We start from the raw sequence: 18,236 nt of genomic DNA on the forward strand, positions 1-18,236 counted from the left end.
TACCTTAGAGTTCTATAGCTAATTTCCTGATCTTCCACCGTATCCACCGCCACCGCCAGATCCACCGTATCCACCAGTTCCACTTAATGGATTAGTTGTTTTAGTAGTACTAGTTGTTGCGCTCTTTATTATTGCAACCAATACTGTATCTCCTTCATTTACGCCACTTGTTACTTCTATATAATTTTGGTTAGCAATTCCAACTTGAATACTTTTTCTAGATATATCACTACTTGCTATAGCAGTAGTAGCCCCTCCACCACTTCTTACACGTTGAGTCCCAGTTGTACCTGCATTTCCATTTGAACTATTTCCACCATAATTGCCTGAATATCCTGAATTTCCTGTACTAGTTGTAGTATTTCCAGAAGTTTGAACAGTTACAGATTTATTAGTACCAGTACCTTGAACTGCTTCAATTGGAAGCATAATTACATTATCCTTGGTTTGTACAGAAATTTTAGCATTTGTAGTCATTCCTGTTTTAACTCCAGTAGCATTATCGATGGAAACTGCTACATCATAAGTTGTAACTGAGTTTGTTGTTACACCTATTGAAGAAATTTTAAGTACTTTTCCCGTAAATGTTTTACCTGTGATTGCATCAATTGTAGTAGTTGCAGTCTGTCCAACTTTTACTTTATCTATATCTAATTCATCAACAGCAACTACTGTTTGCATTTGATTTAAATCAATAATAGTTGCCACCGCTTTGCCTGACTGAATATCGTCACCAGGATTAAAATTAAGTGCTGCTACAGTCCCATTAACTGGAGATTTGAAGCTATTATATCCTGTTTGTACTTGAGCATTGCTTAAAGTGGTTTGATCCTGCTGAATATTAAGATTTTGTGAACTGATTGAATTGTTAATATCCTCTGCATTTAATGTATATAGAGTATCGCCTTTAGTTACTGCAGAACCTGCAACAACATATACATTTGAAACGGTAGAAGCCGATCCACTTGATCCGTCAATATCTACAGGTGTAGACTTCCCATTACTTCCTTTATAAGAAATGACCATTGCATGACCTAAAGCCTTTCCTATAACTGATGGGTCATCTCCAGATGCTATATTAACAGTTTGAACTATTCCACTTACTGGAGCTTTTACATTTAGTGAATTTAAACTTTTTTTAAGCTGATCCAGTTTTAAATTATCTTGAGAAAGTGCATTTTGTGCCTTTTGAACACTTTGATCAGCGGTTTGGTCAACTAGGTTTCCAATAGATTGTCCACTCTTTACCAAATCTCCAGGTTTTACACTAAAAGAACCCAATTTTCCATTGTTTTGTGCAACAATATCCTTAGATACAGTAGAACCAGCAATACCACTCGCAGTAACTACAACTTCAATATTGCCTTTTGTTGCCTTAAGCTTCATATATTGCGTTGCATTAGCAGAAGGCTTGGTTAGTGCAGAGTATCCAAAATAACCTCCCAATAAAGCTACTGTAACACCACATACTATTATAGCCGGCATTTTCCATGATTTTTTCATTGATTTAATTTCGCTGATTGATTTCATTGCTTACTTCCCCTCATGCTAAATTGATATCCTAATTCATTGAGCTGTTTACTTGTTAACTTATTTAAAAGAAAATATTAAAAATTCATGTGAATGATATAATAAAAGAATTAGGATTACTTTAAATTTATTATAATAAGTATATGTGTCTATTGTGTGTCAATTAAAAAATAAATTTTTGTTAATTAAATAATTTATTGTAATCAAATACATTAATAAAATTTTTACTCAAATTAAAAGGTTATTATGACGAATATATTTAGATTTAAACAATTAATATAGTTTTATATAGCTAAATATGTTAGTTTATTTTTAAGTAATTATATTAATAATAAAGGTAAAATATTAAATGCAAAAACACCTACGACGAATCGCAGGTGTTTTTTATTTGCAAGCTTCATAAAATACTTTGTTAATAATATCTTTAGAGGGAACGCCTTCATGCAATTTAACTCCGTCAACATAAAATGTAGGAACATAATAGTAATCGTATTGCTTAGCTATCTCTGGCTGACGCTCTTCATCTATTATTATAACCTCAATGTTTGCATATTCTGGATTCGTATCCTTTAGGTCTTCTATTATAGAAGATGCTTGTTTGCAGTAAGGACACCAGTCTGTTATAAACATGATTACTGGTTTCATTTATTATCACCACCTATTTTCTGTATAGTATATATTATTATGAATATAAAAAATATTATACACTATTTTTCCCATTTGTTATTTGAAAAAGAATATATAAGAGGAAATATTAAATGTTATTTAAATAAACTAATTTATTTAATTTATATAATTAATGGATAAGATAAGTAACACAGCTCATTAAATGATAACTGGTATAGATTTATTAGAGGAATTTAGCACATCTTGTAGAATTATATACATTGATTAAAAATTAAGGAGTGAAATTATGAACAACACGAAAAAACTTGGTTTATGGACCTTGGTAATGTTAATTTTTGTACCAACCTTTGGATTCGGAAATATTGCATCAAATGCAGTGACACTTGGGCCGGCCGCGATTCCATCATGGCTTATAGTTGCCCTATTATTTTTTCTCCCTTTATCAATAATGATAGCTGAACTGGCTTCTGCTAATAAAGACAAAGAGGGAGGTTTATACACGTGGATAGAATGTTCAATTGGTCCAAGATGGGCGTTCATAGGTACTTGGTCATATTTTGTAGCTAACTTATTCTATTTGCAGATGGTTTTTTCAAGAATTCCAGTTATGATATCTTGGACTATTTTTGGTGAAAACAGATTTAACGATGCAAATGCATATTTGTTACCTTGGATAGGACTCGGACTAGCAATAGCATTGACATATATAGCTACAACTGGAGTTAAAAGATTCTCTAAAATAAGTGATTTAGGAGGAAAGTTAACTTTAGCAGTTACAGTTATATTTATATTATTTGCAGTTGTGGGAGTATTAATTGGCAAACAGCCATCAGCTACAGCTTTCACACCAGCTACAGTTATTCCTAAATTTGATGCTGGTTATTTTTCAACTTTCTCATGGTTAATTCTTGCTGTTGCTGGGGCTGAGGTCGCTGGGACATATATAAAGGATGTCGAAAATCCTAAAAAAGTTTTTCCAAAGGCCGTTATTATAGCAACTGCATTTGTAGCAGGCGCATATATTTTGGGATCCCTTGCAATATGCTTAGTTGCAGCACCTGAATTAATAACTAAAGCTGGCGTTAAGGATGCAGGTTATGTTGTTTACAAAATATTAGCAGAAAACTGGGGTTTAAATGGTAAAATATTTGTTCAAATATATGCATTTATTTTAACTATATCATCTATAGCCGCATTCGTAGTATGGCTTGAATCACCAATTAGAGCTATGTTCTCAGAAGTCCCTAGTGGGACATTTCCTAAATTTTTAACTAAAAAACGTAAAGATGGAACACTGGTTAATGCACTTTGGGTTCAATGTGCCGTACTATTAGTATTAATAATAGTGCCACTTGCGGGACTTAATAATATAGATAAATTCTTTAATCTATTAACTACACTATCCGCTTTATCCCTTGCAATACCTTATATTGTTCTTGCATATGCATATTTAGTATTTAGGCTTAAAGGTAATGTACCTCCTTTCGTAATGTTAAAATCAAAAGCATCTGTTATAACGGCTTCAATTGTTGTTTTTGTATTAGGAATATTAGCCTTCTTTGGTGCTGGATGGGGAGATGTTGCAGGAGCTAAGAATTTCTCGGAAGCAATAATTCCAATTTTAAAGAATTATGGTGGACCAGTAGGGTTTATAATTTTCGGATTATGTATAACATATGTTACAAAAATGTTTTCTAAGAGTAATATTAATGATAATTAGCGGACATTATTGATAATTAGAAAATTACAAGTAATAAAGGAAATATAAGTTAATTGTTGAATAGTATAAACAAACTATTGTAATTAGAAGATGTATTTCTGTTGTAATTAAATTACAACAGAAGTATCTTTTCATAATATATTTAAAGGAGGGGAAGAACTTTGTCATACTTAATTTTAGAATCTAGCTTACTATTACGTTAGTCAAGTTTGCATTGCTACCTTTTAAAACAGCATAAGTCAACTTATCCATTGTAGCGCCGTCGAAAATAGTTTTTTTTACCTCTGCACTCCTAAAGTCAACATTTCTAAAAACAACATTTTTAAAAGATGTCCCTCTTAAACTCGTACAATCAAAAATAGTACCAACGAACGTCTGATTATCAAAACATACACCGGATAAACTTGAACTGCTAAAATTTGTATTATCTAAGCGGCAGTTTTTAAAACTTGCACCTTTAAGTTCAGATTTAATTATTTTAGCTCCAGTAAGATCAGCACCATCAAATTTTACATTAGTCAAATCACAACCTTTAAATGAACCATTAGTTAAATCTGCACCGCTAAAATCTGATCCTTTCAAGGCACTACCGTTAAACTTTCCATCATGTATGTTTACCCTTTTAAAATAAGAATTCTGTAAATCACTGCCTTTAAAGGAGCTGTTAGTTAAGTCTGAATCGCTGAAGTCTGATTCTTTCAAGGCGCTGCCGTTAAACTCCCCATCATGTACCGTAACCCCTTGAAGATCAGAATTCTGGAGGTTAATATTTGAGAAATTACGTCGAACCATCTGTTGTAATTCTCTTGTTTTTGCAGTGATACTTTCTATGATCTCTGATATATCTCCAATGGACTCGACAGTCATATTATAAGCAGTATCCTCATCATAACCCTGACTTTTCAAATCATTAAGCTTCTCTTGTAAATCATTAGACAATTCTTCTTTCAATTCGTTGACCGCATTTAAATTCTCATATGATGAAAATACTCCATCTAAATATTTACTTAATTTATCATTCATCGTTATTGCCACCTTCCTTTTATAATAATTGATCTAGAATACGCTTAGCATTCTCCCAATTTTTTTTATTTTCAAAATAAGTCTTGTTTCCTTTTTCGGTAATTTTATAGTACTTTCTCCTTCCACCCTGGGTCTCATCACCCCAATATGAAGTTATATCACCATCATTATCTAGTCTTTTCAGGCTAGAATACATAGTAGCCTCCTTAAGTTCATATTCACCACCAGAGTTTGAATGTATTAATTTCGATATTTCATATCCATATTTATCACTGCTCATCAATAATTTCAAGATAATTGTATTAGTATGTCCTCTAAGCAAATCTGAGGAGATTTTATTATCAATCATTGTGTCACCTCCATATATAGAATATACATCATAGTATAACGACTGTCAAGGTAATATTACTATAATAATACTATTAACAATTTAGGTATTTGAAAAAAAAAAGTACTTCGTATTTGACCATAGGGAGATTTTGTTCGTTTTGTAGTTACATTTCATAACATATTAGACATAATTCGACTTGTGATATTTTTATCACATATGATATACTAAAATTGTTTTATAATACAACATGTTAATGGAGAAATAATCTTGGAGGTTTTTATATGAAAATTAAACAATGATATTATCAATAATTATAGGGGCTAGTTTATTAGTAGGATGTGGTGCTAAAGAAGCAGCAACAAAAGCGGCGGCAGCAAAAGTAGCAGCTGCAAAGGCAGTGGCAGTAAAAGCAACAGCGGCAAAAGTAGAGGCAGCAAAGGTAGCTGCAGAAAAAGTAGTGGCAAAAAAGGCGGCGGTAGCTAAAGTAGCAGCAGAAAAAGCAGCGGCAATAAAAGTAGTAGCGGCAAAAGCAGCGGCAGAAAAAGTAGCAGCAACAAATGCAGCCAATGCTGCAAATGCAGCGAAAGTAGCTGCAACTAATGCAGCAAATGCAGCAAATGCAGCTACAAAGAAATAGTAAGCAAACAAAAAGCTAACCCATTTACAAATTAATGGATTAGCTTATTTATTTTACAACTTAAATTTTTGAACCATAATATTTAGTTTCTCGGCGAGTATTGCTTGATTTTGAGAAGCTTTCGTTATTTCTTGAATTGCCATAACGGATTCATTAACACTTGCTAATATTTCCTCTGAGCTAGCAACTGATTCCTCGGCTGTAGCTGATACATTTTCTATGGCTTTTTGAATTTCAGATACAGTTTCATTTACTATAGTCATTGAATTTCCAATATCGGAGGATAGCTTATTAAATACAAGAGCATCTTCACCGTATTGATTACTTGTATCTATAAACAAATCATAGTCAGGTTTAACTTTATTATCAATAAAACTCAATACATCATGTGCGTTGCTAGAAAGATTCTGGAATGCTTTATCAACTTTCTCAGTAACTTCTTGAATCCTTTTAACTGCAATTTCTGACTCTTCAGCTAATTTCCTGACTTCATCAGCAACCACAGCGAAACCCTTACCATGTTCTCCTGCTCTTGCTGCTTCGATAGCTGCATTAAGTGCGAGAAGATTTGTCTGACTTGCTATATTTCCTATTTCATCAGCCATTATCTTAACTTCACTAACAATTTTTCCATCTTCGATAGCTTTTAATATGTTTCCTTGTTTCTCTAAATATAATTTATTTGTGCTACTAGCGTTATTTTCAGCACTTATTTTAACTTTATTTGCTTTTAACTCTATATCATTTGCAATGTTAGTCCCATTATTTGCTCTTAAAGTCACATCAGCCACATTAACTGCAATACTTTCTGTGGTTGCATTTACTTCCTGCGTTGTAGCACTTAACTGTTCTGCTCCTAATGATACTTGTCTTACTGATTCATTGACAATATCCATTTTTGCTGATATTTCTTCTGTTGTAGCAGATAACTCTTCACTGGTTGCGCTAATATCAGTGGAACTTTCTGATATTTCTATAAGCAATGTTTTTAAGTTTGTTATAGCTTTATTTATTGCTTTTGCCAAATTTCCTATCTCACTTTTATTATCAATATTAACAGTCTTTGATAAGTCATTTTCTCCTAGAGCTTCAGCTACGATTAAAACCTTTTTTATCTGTTTTGAAATGGAAATGGAAATTATTAAACCTAAAACAATTGCAACAAAAAGTCCTAGAGCGGTTACCACTATAATTTGAGAATTTGCTTTATTGTATGATAATTGACTTTTGTCATAATCAACTTTTGCCATATCCATGCTTAATTTTATCTCTTTGTCTAACCATGTAATCCTAATAGCTGCAAGAAATCCTTTTCTCCTTGAATTGAATTCGATTTAACATTATTAATAGCATTTACACCTATTAAATCATTGGCATAAATATTATTTATATTTTTATCGATACTATTCATGTTATACATTCCAATAAACCCGACAATGCCTATGAAAAGTGAAACTAAAACGAATGATAAGACTAGTTTTTGAACCATCTTTAAATTATTAAACCATTTCATTAATTTCACTCCTCTTTTAAAACATTATTTTACTCTCTTTTAATATCGTTCAATTTGCTTAATAATTGAGATTTTTTTGTTTATTAAAAAATATATCATTATATAAAATTTAAATAATAGCTAATGGAAAGTAGGTAAGTGTATAATGTAAATAATGTATTATTGTAATGCCATATTTTATTTATTTTTAAATAATTATAATTAAGTAGTAAACAGGAGGTATTAAAAATGAGTGAGGGCGCATTTGGAATTATACTTGACATAATAGGAGAAGTGTTAACAGCTGGTAAACCAAAAAATAACGACTTGAAAAATATTAAAGAAAATAACAGCTATAATTTAACCCATAGCAATAATATTGATATTTTTAATATTATAAAGGATTACTATAAAAATCGTGTAAATAGAAGTGCAAAGTATTCAGAAAAAACAGGAGTAATAACAGATATAGTTGGATTAGATCCAAAGAGAGGTATACTAGGTTATACAGAAAATGGGACAGGGAAGTTAATAGAAATTAATAAAAGTACATATTAATGTGCAGAACTAATTAAAAATAACGAGTTCTAAAATAGACATATGAAGATATAACATATTAATTCAACAGAAAAATCATAAAAAACAACACTAATCCATACAAATATAGGGTTAGCGTTGTTTTCTATTCTTTATTTAGTTCTATAAGCGGAATTATTAAATCATCAACAATATGTTCTACATATTCAATTTTAATGGGTTTTCCAGTAATTATGAGTTGATAAAATAATAATGCTGGGCCCACATCGGCTAGAAGCTTTAATTGCTGTCCCTCTAATTTTTTATTTATATTATACTCAATGGCATCACTAAAAATAGATGTTTGATTGGTTATACAATCCAAGCGGATCGCTTTAGATAATAATTTGTCTCTGCTTATTGCTGTTGCTATGGACAGCATTACCTTTTGTCTAACTGCGTCTCTTATCCCGAAATATATGCTAAGTAATTCACATAAATAATCTCTCAAATTGTCTGTGCAACGTTTATGATTAACCTTTTGCTCACAGGGCATCATGAGTGTTATGGCTTCTGCCATAAGATACGGTTTAGATTTCCATCTGCGGTATAAGGTAGCTTTTCCTGCATGAGCCCGGAGTGCAATAGCATCCATGGTTACCGAATCATATCCCTGCTCCGCTACTAGCTCCAAAGCGGCCTTAAGAATAGCGAGATCACGTTGTTTATCTACAGGTCTTCCAAGCTTAGTAGGGACTTTTACTTCTACATTTTCAATTAAATTGGATTTGTTTATTATATCCATCCCCTAGCCCCCATTCTCTATTTTCTATAAATATAACACAATGCAAATAGTTTTTCAACATAACTGAACAAAATAGTTTTGAAACTATTGTGTTTTGATAATGGCTATGATATACTCACACTTATGAATGATAGGAATCGAAGGGTGGAAAATTTATGATATTTAAAAAATTATGTTTAGAAGATAAAAGTAGTATAGACAAATATATATATCCATACAAATTCTTGAGCTGTGAATATTCTTTTACAAGTTTATATATTTGGAAAGATGCTTGTGACGTTCAGTATGCCATATATAAACAAGCTCTTATAATAAAAAAGAAGGATTTTGATGGAAACTATCATTTTATGCAGCCTTTAGGGTATGATAAGAAAGACTTGGAAGAAATTATAGATCGATTAAAAGCATATAGACAAGAAAATGATATGAAATATTTATTTAAAGATCTAGAGGAGAGTTTTATAGAGGAATTTAATGTCTTACTTAACGAAAAAAATGAATTTTGTATAAAAGAAGATAGAGATAATTTTGATTATTTATATGAAGCCAAAAAACTTATGACTTTATCAGGTAAAAAGCTTCATTCAAAAAAGAATCACTACAACGCTTTTACTAAGACCTACGATTATGAGGTAGTTGAAATAAGTGATGAAAAAGTAATTAAGGATGTTAGTATTGCCGCTGAAAAGTGGTATGAACAAGCAAATGAAAAAGATATTAAACTTTATTATGAACTTTTAGCAATAAAGGATATACTTAATAATATGAACTTGTTAAATCTTAATGGAGTAGCAGTATATGTTGATGGAAAAGTAGCAGCATTTAGTATTGGGGAGAGTTTAAATGAAAAACTTGCTGTAATTCATATTGAAAAAGGTGATAAAAGTATAAATGGTGTATATAGTTTTATCGCAAAAACATTGATAGATAAATGTTTTAATAATTCAGAAATAATAAATAGGGAACAAGACTTGGGCATTGTTGGACTTAGAAAATCTAAAATGTCTTATTATCCTCTAAAACTAGAGAAAAAATTTATTCTTAGCTTTTAGAAAAAAAATATAATATATTAAAGAATATATTGAGAAAGAGAGGTGGTTTTCTGATGAAAAAATTATCAGGTATTGCTGTTTGGACTATAGTTTTCGTTGTTATTGCAGTATTTATGCTTGCTAAAACAGATCAGACTTCAACAATTATTAATTTTAACCAATTTCAGAATGATTGGACAAATAATACTATAAAAAGCTTCGTGGTTCAAGAAGATCAGATGACAGTTTCGGGAACTTTGAAAAATGGATCTACATATAAAACCATAGTTCCATCTGCGAGACTGTTTCAATTCATAAAAGATCATCCAAAGACTCCAACTATTCAGGAAACGTACATAAAGCCAGCCACTATTCCAATGTGGTTAGAGTATTTGCCTACTATACTAATGATATTAATCCCTTTAGGATTTTTGTATGTATTCATGAAGCAGTCTAAGGGTGCTGGCGGAAGCGGCGGTGTAATGAAGTTTGGAAAAAGCAAAGCAAAACTTGCTGATCCTAATGCAAAAAAAGTTAGTTTTAATGATGTTGCAGGAGCAGATGAAGAAAAGGCTGAACTTGCGGAAATAGTTGATTTTCTAAAACAGCCTAAAAGATATTTGGAAATGGGTGCTCGTATACCAAAGGGAGTTTTATTAATAGGGCCTCCAGGAACTGGTAAAACACTTCTTGCAAGAGCCATTTCAGGAGAGGCGGGAGTTCCATTTTTCAGCATCTCAGGTTCAGATTTTGTAGAAATGTTTGTCGGCGTCGGAGCTTCTAGAGTACGAGATTTATTTGAACAGGCAAAAAAGAATTCTCCTTGTATAATTTTTATTGATGAAATTGACGCTGTGGGAAGGCAAAGAGGTGCAGGCGTTGGTGGAGGAAATGATGAAAGAGAGCAGACATTAAACCAACTGTTAGTTGAGATGGATGGTTTTGGAGAAAATGAAGGAATCATAATGATTGCAGCTACCAATAGGGCAGATGTACTAGATCCAGCACTACTAAGACCAGGTAGATTTGACAGACAAATACTTGTTGGAGTTCCTGATAGAAAAGGTAGAGAAGAAATTCTAGCAGTTCATTCTAAAAATAAGCATCTTGAACCAGAAGTTAAGCTTAGCGTTCTTGCTAAAAGAACACCGGGATTTACAGGTGCAGACATTGAAAATCTAATGAATGAATCAGCACTTTTAACTGTGCGAAGAGATAAAAAACTTATAGGAATGGCTGAACTTGAAGAAGCTGCTACAAGAATAATGGCTGGACCTGAAAAGAAAAGCAGAGTAATAGTTGAAAAAGATAGAAGGCTTACAGCATATCATGAAGCAGGTCATGCAATTGTAATGAATTTACTTCCAAATTCTGATCCTGTTCATCAGATAAGTATAGTTCCAAGAGGAAGGGCTGGCGGATATACTATGCGTCTTCCAGATGAAGACAGATCATATATGTCTAGGTCAAGACTTGAAGAGGAGATTGTAGGACTCTTAGGTGGTAGAGTTGCTGAGAAACTAGTTATTGGAGATATTAGTACTGGTGCAAGCAATGATATTGAGAGAGCGACTTCAATCGCAAGAAAAATGGTAATGGATTATGGAATGAGTGAAACTCTTGGAACAATTGCATTTGGTTCAGGTAGTGATGAAGTATTCCTTGGAAGAGACATGGGTAAAGATAGAAAATATAGTGAAGAAACTGCATTTAAAATAGATGAAGAGATAAAGAAACTTATAGATGAAGCATATAAAAGAGCATTGACAATTCTAACTCAGAATAGGAGTAAACTTAATGCTGTTGCTGAAGAACTTCTAGTACGCGAGAAGCTTGAAGCAGTTGATTTTCAAGAAATATTTGCAAGAAGCTAAGTAAGTTATATGAACTTTTAAAAATTGTAAATAGATTAACATAGATATGAGGCCACATAATGGAGTTAATTTCATTATGTGGCCTCATATATTTACCCATGCGAGGTTGTATTGTTTAGAGTTTTATTAGAGTGATTTGATATTATAAAAAAATATACTATGTAATTAAGGCATAATTCCAAAATATATAGTACAATAAAAGTAAAATAGATTAAAATAAGGATGTAAACTACAATTATTATTTTTTTGATTTTATACGATGGGTACCTTTTACTGAGTAATGTAATAATGTCTACATTGCAAAGGAAATAATTTCAATAAGAGGCGCTTTAAAATAAATTTTTATTTGAGAGTGGTGATTAATATTGGGCGATGAACTAAAAGTTAAAAAAATTATGAACTATATGCAGGATATGATGGTAATTATTAGAGAATCGGACATAAACACACAATATAAAGAAGCTTTAGAACAGAAATTTGATTTAGTAAATATGAATTATAGTACTTTTATTGACAACTATCTTGATTTCAGGGATATTGCCAATAATTTACATGATGGTATATACATCTCTAATGGAGAGGGGAATACCGTCTTTGTGAACGACGCCTATGTCAATTCAACGGGAATTAGCAGGAATGAAATCATAGGTAGAAATGTTAAAGATATTATTAGTGAAGGGAACATATACAAAGGGGCGGTAACTATGGAGGTTATAAAAAATAGAAAAGAAATAAACTCCATTGGAAAAATATTAAAGAATAATAAAGATGTTTTAGTAACAGGCAACCCAATTTTTGATGAAAGTGGAAATATTAAGTTAGTAGTTATTAATAACCGAGACCTTACTGATTTAAAAGAACTAGAGAATAAGATTGTCAAATTAAAAGAATGTGGGAAAAAATCAATAGAAGAAATAAAATTTCTACGCCGCAAACAAGTGTCAAGTAAGAATACTGTTTTTACAGATGAAAAAATGCAGTTTATAATGCGACTTGTTCAAACTGTCGCACCAACGGATACAACCATTTTAATAACCGGGGAGTCAGGCACAGGAAAAGAAATAATTGCAGATGAAATCTATCATTATAGCAATAGGAAAGACAAACCTTTTATAAAGGTGAATTGTTCAGCTATTCCAGCAGAATTGGTGGAATCAGAGCTCTTTGGGTACGAAGGTGGGGCGTTTACAGATGCAAAAAAAGATGGAAAGATGGGTCTATTTGAATTAGCAAAACGGGGGACAATACTCTTAGATGAAATAGGTGATATGCCGTTAAATATGCAAAGTAAATTACTTCGAGTATTACAAGAAAAAGAATTCATGCGCGTTGGTGGTAAAAAAGTGATAAAGATTGATTTTAGAGTTATTGCATCTACAAATAAAGACCTTAAGAAGGAAGTTAATGAAAAAAAATTCAGAGAAGACTTGTTTTACAGATTAAATGTTGTTCCTGTAAATATACCACCTTTACGGGAACGAAAGGGCGATATAGAAAATTTAATTAGTGAATTTTTAAATATTTATAACAAAAAATATAATAAAAAAGTTCAACTTACTACTGGTTCTTTAAAGATGCTTCAAAATTATAAATGGCCGGGTAATGTGAGGGAACTAGAGAATTTTATCGAGAGGGTAGTAGTTATATCCCTGAAAAATATTATTGAAGAAAATGATATAGCTTTATTGCTTGGCATAGAAAAGCATGATTTAAATTTAGGGACATTACAGGATAACCTTAATATTAAACAAGCAGTACTAGAATTAGAAAAAAACATTATAACAAAAGCTATAAAAAAATATGGATCTACACGAAAAGCAGCTGAACATATAGGTATTAATCAATCCACAATTGTAAAGAAATGCAAAAGACTAGGAATAAATCTTTCTGAAATATAAAATAGGAGTTGGAATTGATGATTAAATTCATTAATTCTAATTTCTATTTCTTGTTAATAGCTAGAAACTGATATTAGTGATTACTTATGGAATCGAAAACGATTACAAATGGAATCATATTAAAGATGAACAAATGCAAACGTTTACTGTATATTTTGAAATAGGAGTGATGAATTTTATCATCACTCCTATTTATTTAGTTAGAGGAACGTTGATGTATTAGTGCAAAATGAATTGGCATCACACTTGCTATATATAGTGTTGTAGAAATAAATTAAAATGAAAGGAAGTTATAAGATGGAAAAAACAATTATTACAGCAGCATTGACAGGAGCTTTCCCAAGAAAGGACAAAAACCCAAATATTCCAACTACACCTCAAGAAATTGCAGATCAGGCATATGAGTGTTGGAAAGCTGGAGCAGCGATCGTTCATCTTCATATGATTGATGAACAAGGTAAAGGAACAATGAATAAAGATAGTTTTGCAGAAACTGTGAAATTAATCAAAGAAAAAAAAGATTGTGATGTAATTATAAACTTAACAACTTCTGGAGATATATATGCAACAGATGAAACTAGAATGTTACATTTAGATGAGTTGAAACCTGAAATGGCTTCTTATGATGCGGGTACAATGAACTGGATGAATAACTCGGTATTTTATAATACACCACTATTTCTAGAAAAATTAGGTAATAAGATGCAAAAAAATAAGGTTAAACCAGAAGTAGAAATCTTTGATGCGGGAATGATCTACAACACATTGTATTATGTGAAAAAAGGTGTTCTAGATACACCGGTGCATTACCAACTTGTTTTAGGCGCAGCAGGCGGAACTGCAGCAACTGTTGAAAACCTTGTTTATTTAAAGAGCTTAATTCCTGAAGGATCCACTTGGTCAGCTTTGGGCATAGGACAACAGCATTTATCAATTCTTTATGCAACTATTGCTCTTGGTGGACATATTCGTGTAGGACTAGAAGATAATATTTATTATTCACACGGAAGAGTGGCAAAATCAAATGCAGAAGTAGTAGAAAGAGCAGTTAGAATACTTAAAGAATTTAATAAAGAAGTGGCTACACCAGCAGAAGCAAGAGAAATATTAGGTATAAAATAAAGGGGAGGAAATATAAAATGATTAAAAAAATAGCTGTAATTGGCGCTGGAACAATGGGACATAGCATTGCAGAATCTTTTGCCCTTTATGGGTATCCTGTAAATTTATTTGATACTAATGAAGAAACACTAAAAAACGTAAAAAAGACAATGGAAAAAGAATTGTCAGAGTTAGTGGAAGAAAGCCTATTTGATCAGGAAGTTGTTACAAAAGCATTAAATAATATTACACTTTTTAACGATTTAGAGATGGCAACAAATGATAGAGACTATGTAATTGAAGCTACACCTGAAAAGATTGAAATAAAGAGAGATTTATTTTATAAATTGGATAAGTATGCACCTGAAAATGCAATTTTTGCTAGTAACACTTCCAGCTTAAAATTAAATGAAATGCTGGTAGCTGTGAGCGATGAACGAAAAAAAAGAATGCTAGTCAATCACTGGTATAATCCAGCACTTATAATGCCAATAGTAGAAATATCATTCTTTGGGAACATGCCAGAAGATATTTTTAAGGAAGTGCAGGAGCTTTTCAAATCAATAAAGAAACAAACAATTAAAGTTCTAAAGGATGTTCCAGGGCTTGTTGCTAATCGTATACAGCAAGGAGTCGCCAGGGAAGTATTTTCCCTCATACAGCAAGGAGTTGCAGAACCTGCTGAGATAGATAAGGCATTAAAATTTGGTCCAGGATTTCGTTATGCAACAACAGGTCAATTAGAAGTGGCTGACTTTGGTGGTTTAGATATTTGGTGTACAGTAGGAGATAACTTGTTAAAAGAAATGGATAACTCAACGCAGTCAAATCAAATATTACGTGAAAAAGTTGAAGCTGGAAAGCTGGGAATTAAATCAGGAGCTGGTTTCTATGAATATAAACCAGAAGAAATTGAAAAACTTAAAAAAGAATTTAATAGAAGATTGATTCATCAGTTGAAAGCTTCAGAATTCTATATAAAATAAACAAAAATGTTCAATATTAAAAGAAGGAATTAATATAGAAAAGGATGGTAAAAAAATGATAAAAAAAATGCTTTCATTTTTTCTTAAAGTCATGGAAAAGTATTTACCAAACCCATTTACTATAGCATGGATCATTACTTTATTTGTAGCTGTTATGGCTTTGATTTTCACTCCTACAACTCCATTTGGAATTGTTGAAGATTGGGGTAACGGTGTATTTAACTTACTTTCATTTGCAATGCAGATGTCTCTTATGTTAATTAGTGGATATGCTTTAGCATCATCTAATGTAATACAAAAATATTTAAAGAAATTGGTTCGAATACCCAAAACTCCAAAGCAAACAATTTTATTTATTGCTTTGGCATCCATGGTTTTATATTATTTGAATTGGGGACTTGGATTAATTGCAGGAGGATTACTTGCAAGAGAAGCTGCTAAATATCACAAAGATACAGATTTTCGATTGATTGTAACGGCAGCTTTTTCTGGAATAATAATTACACATGGTGGATTGTCAGCATCAGTACCTTTATTAATAAATACACCAGGACACTTTGCTGAGAAGGCAATTGGGCTAGTTCCGCTCACACAAACTATTTTTGGAAAACAAAATTTATTTATAGTCGCTGGGTTAATTATAATTATCCCACTTGTTTGTTTACTTATGATGCCGAAAAAAGGTGAAGAAGTTGTCGCAGATCCTTCACTTTTTGCAGAAGATGAAATAGAAACCTCTGTAGAAACAACAACAAACTTAACTTTAGCAGATAAATTGGATAAAAGTATAATTTTAAATATAACATTATGGGCTATGGGTTTATGTTTCTTAGTATTGTATTTTATGAAAAAGGGATTTAACTTAAATATCAATTCGGTAATAATAATATTTATTGTAGCCGGAGTATTATGTCATGGATCATTAATTAAATACGTAGAAGCTTTTAATAAGGGCACAAGCACAGCTGGTGGAATTATTCTTCAGTTTCCTTTCTACGCAGGAATAATGGGAATTATGGTAGGAAGTGGTCTTGTGACTCTAATTTCAAATTGGTTACTAAGCGTTGCAACTGCAAAGACATTTGAACTATTTTGTTATTTTTCTTCTCTTATCATTAGTATATTTGTTCCTTCAGCAGGGGGGCATTGGGCTGTACAAGCGCCATTCATGATTCCAGCAGCTAGTGCTCTAGGGGTAGAACCATGGAAAGTTGCAATGGGAGTTGCTTGGGGTGAAAGTATTTGGAATGTTGTTTGTCCATTCTGGGCTCTACCATTATTAGCAATTGCAAAAATAAAAATACGTGACTTAATTGGTTATTCTGTGTTGTTATTCATCGTTGGAAATATAGTCGCAATCGCAGGAATTATGATTTTCCAGTAAATAATCAATATATTGAAAGGACGCAAACATGAATATAAAAAATGTAGCAGTATTAGGTACTGGGACTATGGGACATGGTATAGCGCTTCTTTCTGCAAAAGCAGGATTGAATGTAGTTATGTATGGTAGATCTGATGAAAGTTTAAATAGAGGATTTAATAGTATAAAAAATGCTTTAAATCTTTTAAAGACTGAGGGAAAATTAGATGATAAAAGCTATGAAGAAATCTTAGGCAAAATAAAGGGAGTTAAAACCATAGAGGAGGCAGCAAAAGATGCTGATTTTATAATTGAATCCTTAGCTGAAGATTTGGAACTTAAACAAAATATCTTTCAAAGGTTAGATGAAATTTGTTCACCAGAAGTAATCTTAGCATCCAATACATCAGGACTTAGTCCAACAGGGTTAGCTAAAGATACAACACACAAAGAAAGGGTTATTGTAGCTCATTTTTGGAATCCTCCACAGTTAATGCCTTTAGTAGAAGTAGTGCCTGGAGAAGAAACATCACAAGATACTATAGTAACAACATTGGAATGGGTTGAGTTTATAGGTAAAAAAGCTGTTCGTATGGAAAAGGAATGTTTAGGATTTATAGGAAATCGTCTTCAACTTGCACTTCTTCGCGAAGCTTTATATATAGTTGAAAAAGGTTGGGCAAAACCTGAAGAAGTAGATAAAGCAATGGAGTATGGTCATGGAAGGAGATTACCTGTTACTGGACCATTATGCAGTGCAGATTTAGGAGGATTAGATATATTTAACAACATATCTTCATACTTATTTAAAGATTTATGTAATTATACAGAACCTTCTAAGCTGTTAATGGATAAAGTTTACGGAGGAGAACTAGGAAGTAAAAGTGGAATAGGTTTCTATAATTGGACACCCGAATTTTTGGAAAAGAGACAAAAGGAACGTACAGAAGTACTTTTATACTTCTTAGAAAGAGATATTATAAAAAATAAACATAAATAAGATGATATGTGTGTGAAAAAACAGTTAAAAAATTCTGAGAATATTACCTCAGGGTTTTTTAATTTTTTTGTATAAATTTTGAAGGAGAATTATTAAAGTTTATTGAATTATATCAATAGAATGTTTTATAAGAATTAATAAATATAATCTTTATTAAAAATTAGTATAGTCAGAAAACAATAATTAACAATTGCCACGTTTTAGGAAAGAAAGTGATTATTTCTATAAAAAGTTACATTCAAATTAATTATAGGCATGACAAAAAGGCTTTTTTACACTCTATTTTAAAAAAGCCGTAGGCT

The 18,236-nt window shown here is 31.8% G+C and carries 17 protein-coding genes; 10 read left to right on the forward strand and 7 right to left on the reverse strand.

Going from position 1 to position 18,236, the window contains the following annotated elements; genetic code table 11:
• Positions 1-18 precede the first annotated feature (18 nt).
• Both VIM70_RS23105 and VIM70_RS23110 read right to left on the reverse strand, forming a co-directional pair.
• A complete protein-coding gene (locus VIM70_RS23105; protein ID WP_331948130.1) occupies positions 19-1,530 on the reverse strand; it encodes an efflux RND transporter periplasmic adaptor subunit in 1,512 nt (503 codons plus the stop codon).
• 384 nt (positions 1,531-1,914) lie between these two features.
• On the reverse strand, positions 1,915-2,175 hold the full coding sequence (locus VIM70_RS23110) for a thioredoxin family protein (RefSeq protein ID WP_331948131.1): 261 nt from the start codon (positions 2,173-2,175) through the stop codon (positions 1,915-1,917).
• A gap of 268 nt (positions 2,176-2,443) precedes the next feature.
• Here VIM70_RS23110 and VIM70_RS23115 point away from each other — a divergent pair, with 268 nt between their 5' ends.
• The gene (locus VIM70_RS23115; protein ID WP_331948132.1) at positions 2,444-3,877 is read left to right on the forward strand and encodes an amino acid permease; all 1,434 of its coding nucleotides are present in this window, start codon (positions 2,444-2,446) and stop codon (positions 3,875-3,877) included.
• 183 nt (positions 3,878-4,060) lie between these two features.
• Here VIM70_RS23115 and VIM70_RS23120 read toward each other — a convergent pair whose 3' ends face one another.
• Positions 4,061-4,900 carry a pentapeptide repeat-containing protein gene (locus VIM70_RS23120; RefSeq protein WP_331948133.1) on the reverse strand — a complete coding sequence of 280 codons (840 nt, stop codon included), beginning with the start codon at positions 4,898-4,900 and terminating at the stop codon, positions 4,061-4,063.
• 19 nt (positions 4,901-4,919) lie between these two features.
• The gene (locus VIM70_RS23125; RefSeq protein ID WP_331948134.1) at positions 4,920-5,249 is read right to left on the reverse strand and encodes a PadR family transcriptional regulator; all 330 of its coding nucleotides are present in this window, start codon (positions 5,247-5,249) and stop codon (positions 4,920-4,922) included.
• Positions 5,250-5,526: 277 nt separating this feature from the next.
• Here VIM70_RS23125 and VIM70_RS23130 point away from each other — a divergent pair, with 277 nt between their 5' ends.
• Positions 5,527-5,868 carry a hypothetical protein gene (locus VIM70_RS23130; RefSeq protein ID WP_331948135.1) on the forward strand — a complete coding sequence of 114 codons (342 nt, stop codon included), beginning with the start codon at positions 5,527-5,529 and terminating at the stop codon, positions 5,866-5,868.
• Positions 5,869-5,921: 53 nt separating this feature from the next.
• On the opposite strand, the gene VIM70_RS23135 is transcribed toward VIM70_RS23130, so the two are convergent.
• Both VIM70_RS23135 and VIM70_RS23140 read right to left on the reverse strand, forming a co-directional pair.
• Entirely contained in the window at positions 5,922-7,124 is a 1,203-nt protein-coding gene (locus VIM70_RS23135) for a methyl-accepting chemotaxis protein (protein WP_331948136.1), read from the reverse strand.
• Positions 7,125-7,144: 20 nt separating this feature from the next.
• Complete coding sequence (locus VIM70_RS23140; RefSeq protein ID WP_331948137.1) at positions 7,145-7,381, reverse strand: MCP four helix bundle domain-containing protein; 237 nt, start codon at positions 7,379-7,381, stop codon at positions 7,145-7,147.
• Between the two features lie 228 nt (positions 7,382-7,609).
• Between VIM70_RS23140 and VIM70_RS23145 the strand changes: the two genes are divergently transcribed.
• Positions 7,610-7,918, forward strand: coding sequence for a hypothetical protein (locus VIM70_RS23145; protein WP_331948138.1), 309 nt, complete (start codon positions 7,610-7,612; stop codon positions 7,916-7,918).
• Between the two features lie 124 nt (positions 7,919-8,042).
• Here the strand turns inward: VIM70_RS23145 and VIM70_RS23150 are convergent, their stop codons facing one another.
• Positions 8,043-8,681, reverse strand: coding sequence for a TetR/AcrR family transcriptional regulator (locus tag VIM70_RS23150; protein ID WP_331948139.1), 639 nt, complete (start codon positions 8,679-8,681; stop codon positions 8,043-8,045).
• A 155-nt stretch (positions 8,682-8,836) separates the two neighbouring features.
• Here VIM70_RS23150 and VIM70_RS23155 point away from each other — a divergent pair, with 155 nt between their 5' ends.
• The 7 genes from VIM70_RS23155 to VIM70_RS23185 all read left to right on the forward strand — a co-directional run bounded on the left by VIM70_RS23155 (position 8,837) and on the right by VIM70_RS23185 (position 17,934).
• Positions 8,837-9,733 carry a DUF2156 domain-containing protein gene (locus VIM70_RS23155; protein ID WP_331948140.1) on the forward strand — a complete coding sequence of 299 codons (897 nt, stop codon included), beginning with the start codon at positions 8,837-8,839 and terminating at the stop codon, positions 9,731-9,733.
• Positions 9,734-9,786: 53 nt separating this feature from the next.
• A complete protein-coding gene (gene ftsH / locus VIM70_RS23160; protein WP_331948141.1) occupies positions 9,787-11,586 on the forward strand; it encodes an ATP-dependent zinc metalloprotease FtsH in 1,800 nt (599 codons plus the stop codon).
• Positions 11,587-11,951: 365 nt separating this feature from the next.
• Entirely contained in the window at positions 11,952-13,484 is a 1,533-nt protein-coding gene (locus tag VIM70_RS23165) for a sigma-54 interaction domain-containing protein (protein ID WP_331948142.1), read from the forward strand.
• A 297-nt stretch (positions 13,485-13,781) separates the two neighbouring features.
• Entirely contained in the window at positions 13,782-14,606 is an 825-nt protein-coding gene (locus VIM70_RS23170) for a 3-keto-5-aminohexanoate cleavage protein (protein ID WP_331948143.1), read from the forward strand.
• A gap of 17 nt (positions 14,607-14,623) precedes the next feature.
• Entirely contained in the window at positions 14,624-15,571 is a 948-nt protein-coding gene (locus VIM70_RS23175; protein WP_331948144.1) for a 3-hydroxyacyl-CoA dehydrogenase family protein, read from the forward strand.
• 55 nt (positions 15,572-15,626) lie between these two features.
• Positions 15,627-16,955 carry a short-chain fatty acid transporter gene (locus VIM70_RS23180; protein WP_331948145.1) on the forward strand — a complete coding sequence of 443 codons (1,329 nt, stop codon included), beginning with the start codon at positions 15,627-15,629 and terminating at the stop codon, positions 16,953-16,955.
• Between the two features lie 28 nt (positions 16,956-16,983).
• On the forward strand, positions 16,984-17,934 hold the full coding sequence (locus tag VIM70_RS23185; protein WP_331948146.1) for a 3-hydroxyacyl-CoA dehydrogenase family protein: 951 nt from the start codon (positions 16,984-16,986) through the stop codon (positions 17,932-17,934).
• The last annotated feature ends 302 nt before the right edge of the window (positions 17,935-18,236 follow it).

This window comes from Clostridium sp. (assembly GCF_036569345.1).
In the GTDB taxonomy this organism is placed as follows: Bacteria; Bacillota; Clostridia; order Clostridiales; family Clostridiaceae; genus Clostridium_AD.

Excerpts from the sequence above, each read along its gene's own strand:
- VIM70_RS23170 (WP_331948143.1), top strand. The coding sequence starts at position 13,782 with ATGGAAAAAACAATTATTACAGCAGCATTGACAGGAGCTTTCCCAAGA.
- VIM70_RS23155 (WP_331948140.1), top strand. The coding sequence starts at position 8,837 with ATGATATTTAAAAAATTATGTTTAGAAGATAAAAGTAGTATAGACAAA.
- VIM70_RS23125 (WP_331948134.1), bottom strand. The coding sequence starts at position 5,249 with ATGATTGATAATAAAATCTCCTCAGATTTGCTTAGAGGACATACTAAT.
- VIM70_RS23105 (WP_331948130.1), bottom strand. The coding sequence starts at position 1,530 with ATGAAATCAATCAGCGAAATTAAATCAATGAAAAAATCATGGAAAATG.
- VIM70_RS23150 (WP_331948139.1), bottom strand. The coding sequence starts at position 8,681 with ATGGATATAATAAACAAATCCAATTTAATTGAAAATGTAGAAGTAAAA.
- VIM70_RS23135 (WP_331948136.1), bottom strand. The coding sequence starts at position 7,124 with ATGGATATGGCAAAAGTTGATTATGACAAAAGTCAATTATCATACAAT.
- VIM70_RS23175 (WP_331948144.1), top strand. The coding sequence starts at position 14,624 with ATGATTAAAAAAATAGCTGTAATTGGCGCTGGAACAATGGGACATAGC.
- VIM70_RS23120 (WP_331948133.1), bottom strand. The coding sequence starts at position 4,900 with ATGAATGATAAATTAAGTAAATATTTAGATGGAGTATTTTCATCATAT.
- VIM70_RS23185 (WP_331948146.1), top strand. The coding sequence starts at position 16,984 with ATGAATATAAAAAATGTAGCAGTATTAGGTACTGGGACTATGGGACAT.
- ftsH (WP_331948141.1), top strand. The coding sequence starts at position 9,787 with ATGAAAAAATTATCAGGTATTGCTGTTTGGACTATAGTTTTCGTTGTT.
- VIM70_RS23140 (WP_331948137.1), bottom strand. The coding sequence starts at position 7,381 with ATGAAATGGTTTAATAATTTAAAGATGGTTCAAAAACTAGTCTTATCA.
- VIM70_RS23130 (WP_331948135.1), top strand. The coding sequence starts at position 5,527 with ATGATATTATCAATAATTATAGGGGCTAGTTTATTAGTAGGATGTGGT.
- VIM70_RS23145 (WP_331948138.1), top strand. The coding sequence starts at position 7,610 with ATGAGTGAGGGCGCATTTGGAATTATACTTGACATAATAGGAGAAGTG.
- VIM70_RS23115 (WP_331948132.1), top strand. The coding sequence starts at position 2,444 with ATGAACAACACGAAAAAACTTGGTTTATGGACCTTGGTAATGTTAATT.
- VIM70_RS23110 (WP_331948131.1), bottom strand. The coding sequence starts at position 2,175 with ATGAAACCAGTAATCATGTTTATAACAGACTGGTGTCCTTACTGCAAA.
- VIM70_RS23180 (WP_331948145.1), top strand. The coding sequence starts at position 15,627 with ATGATAAAAAAAATGCTTTCATTTTTTCTTAAAGTCATGGAAAAGTAT.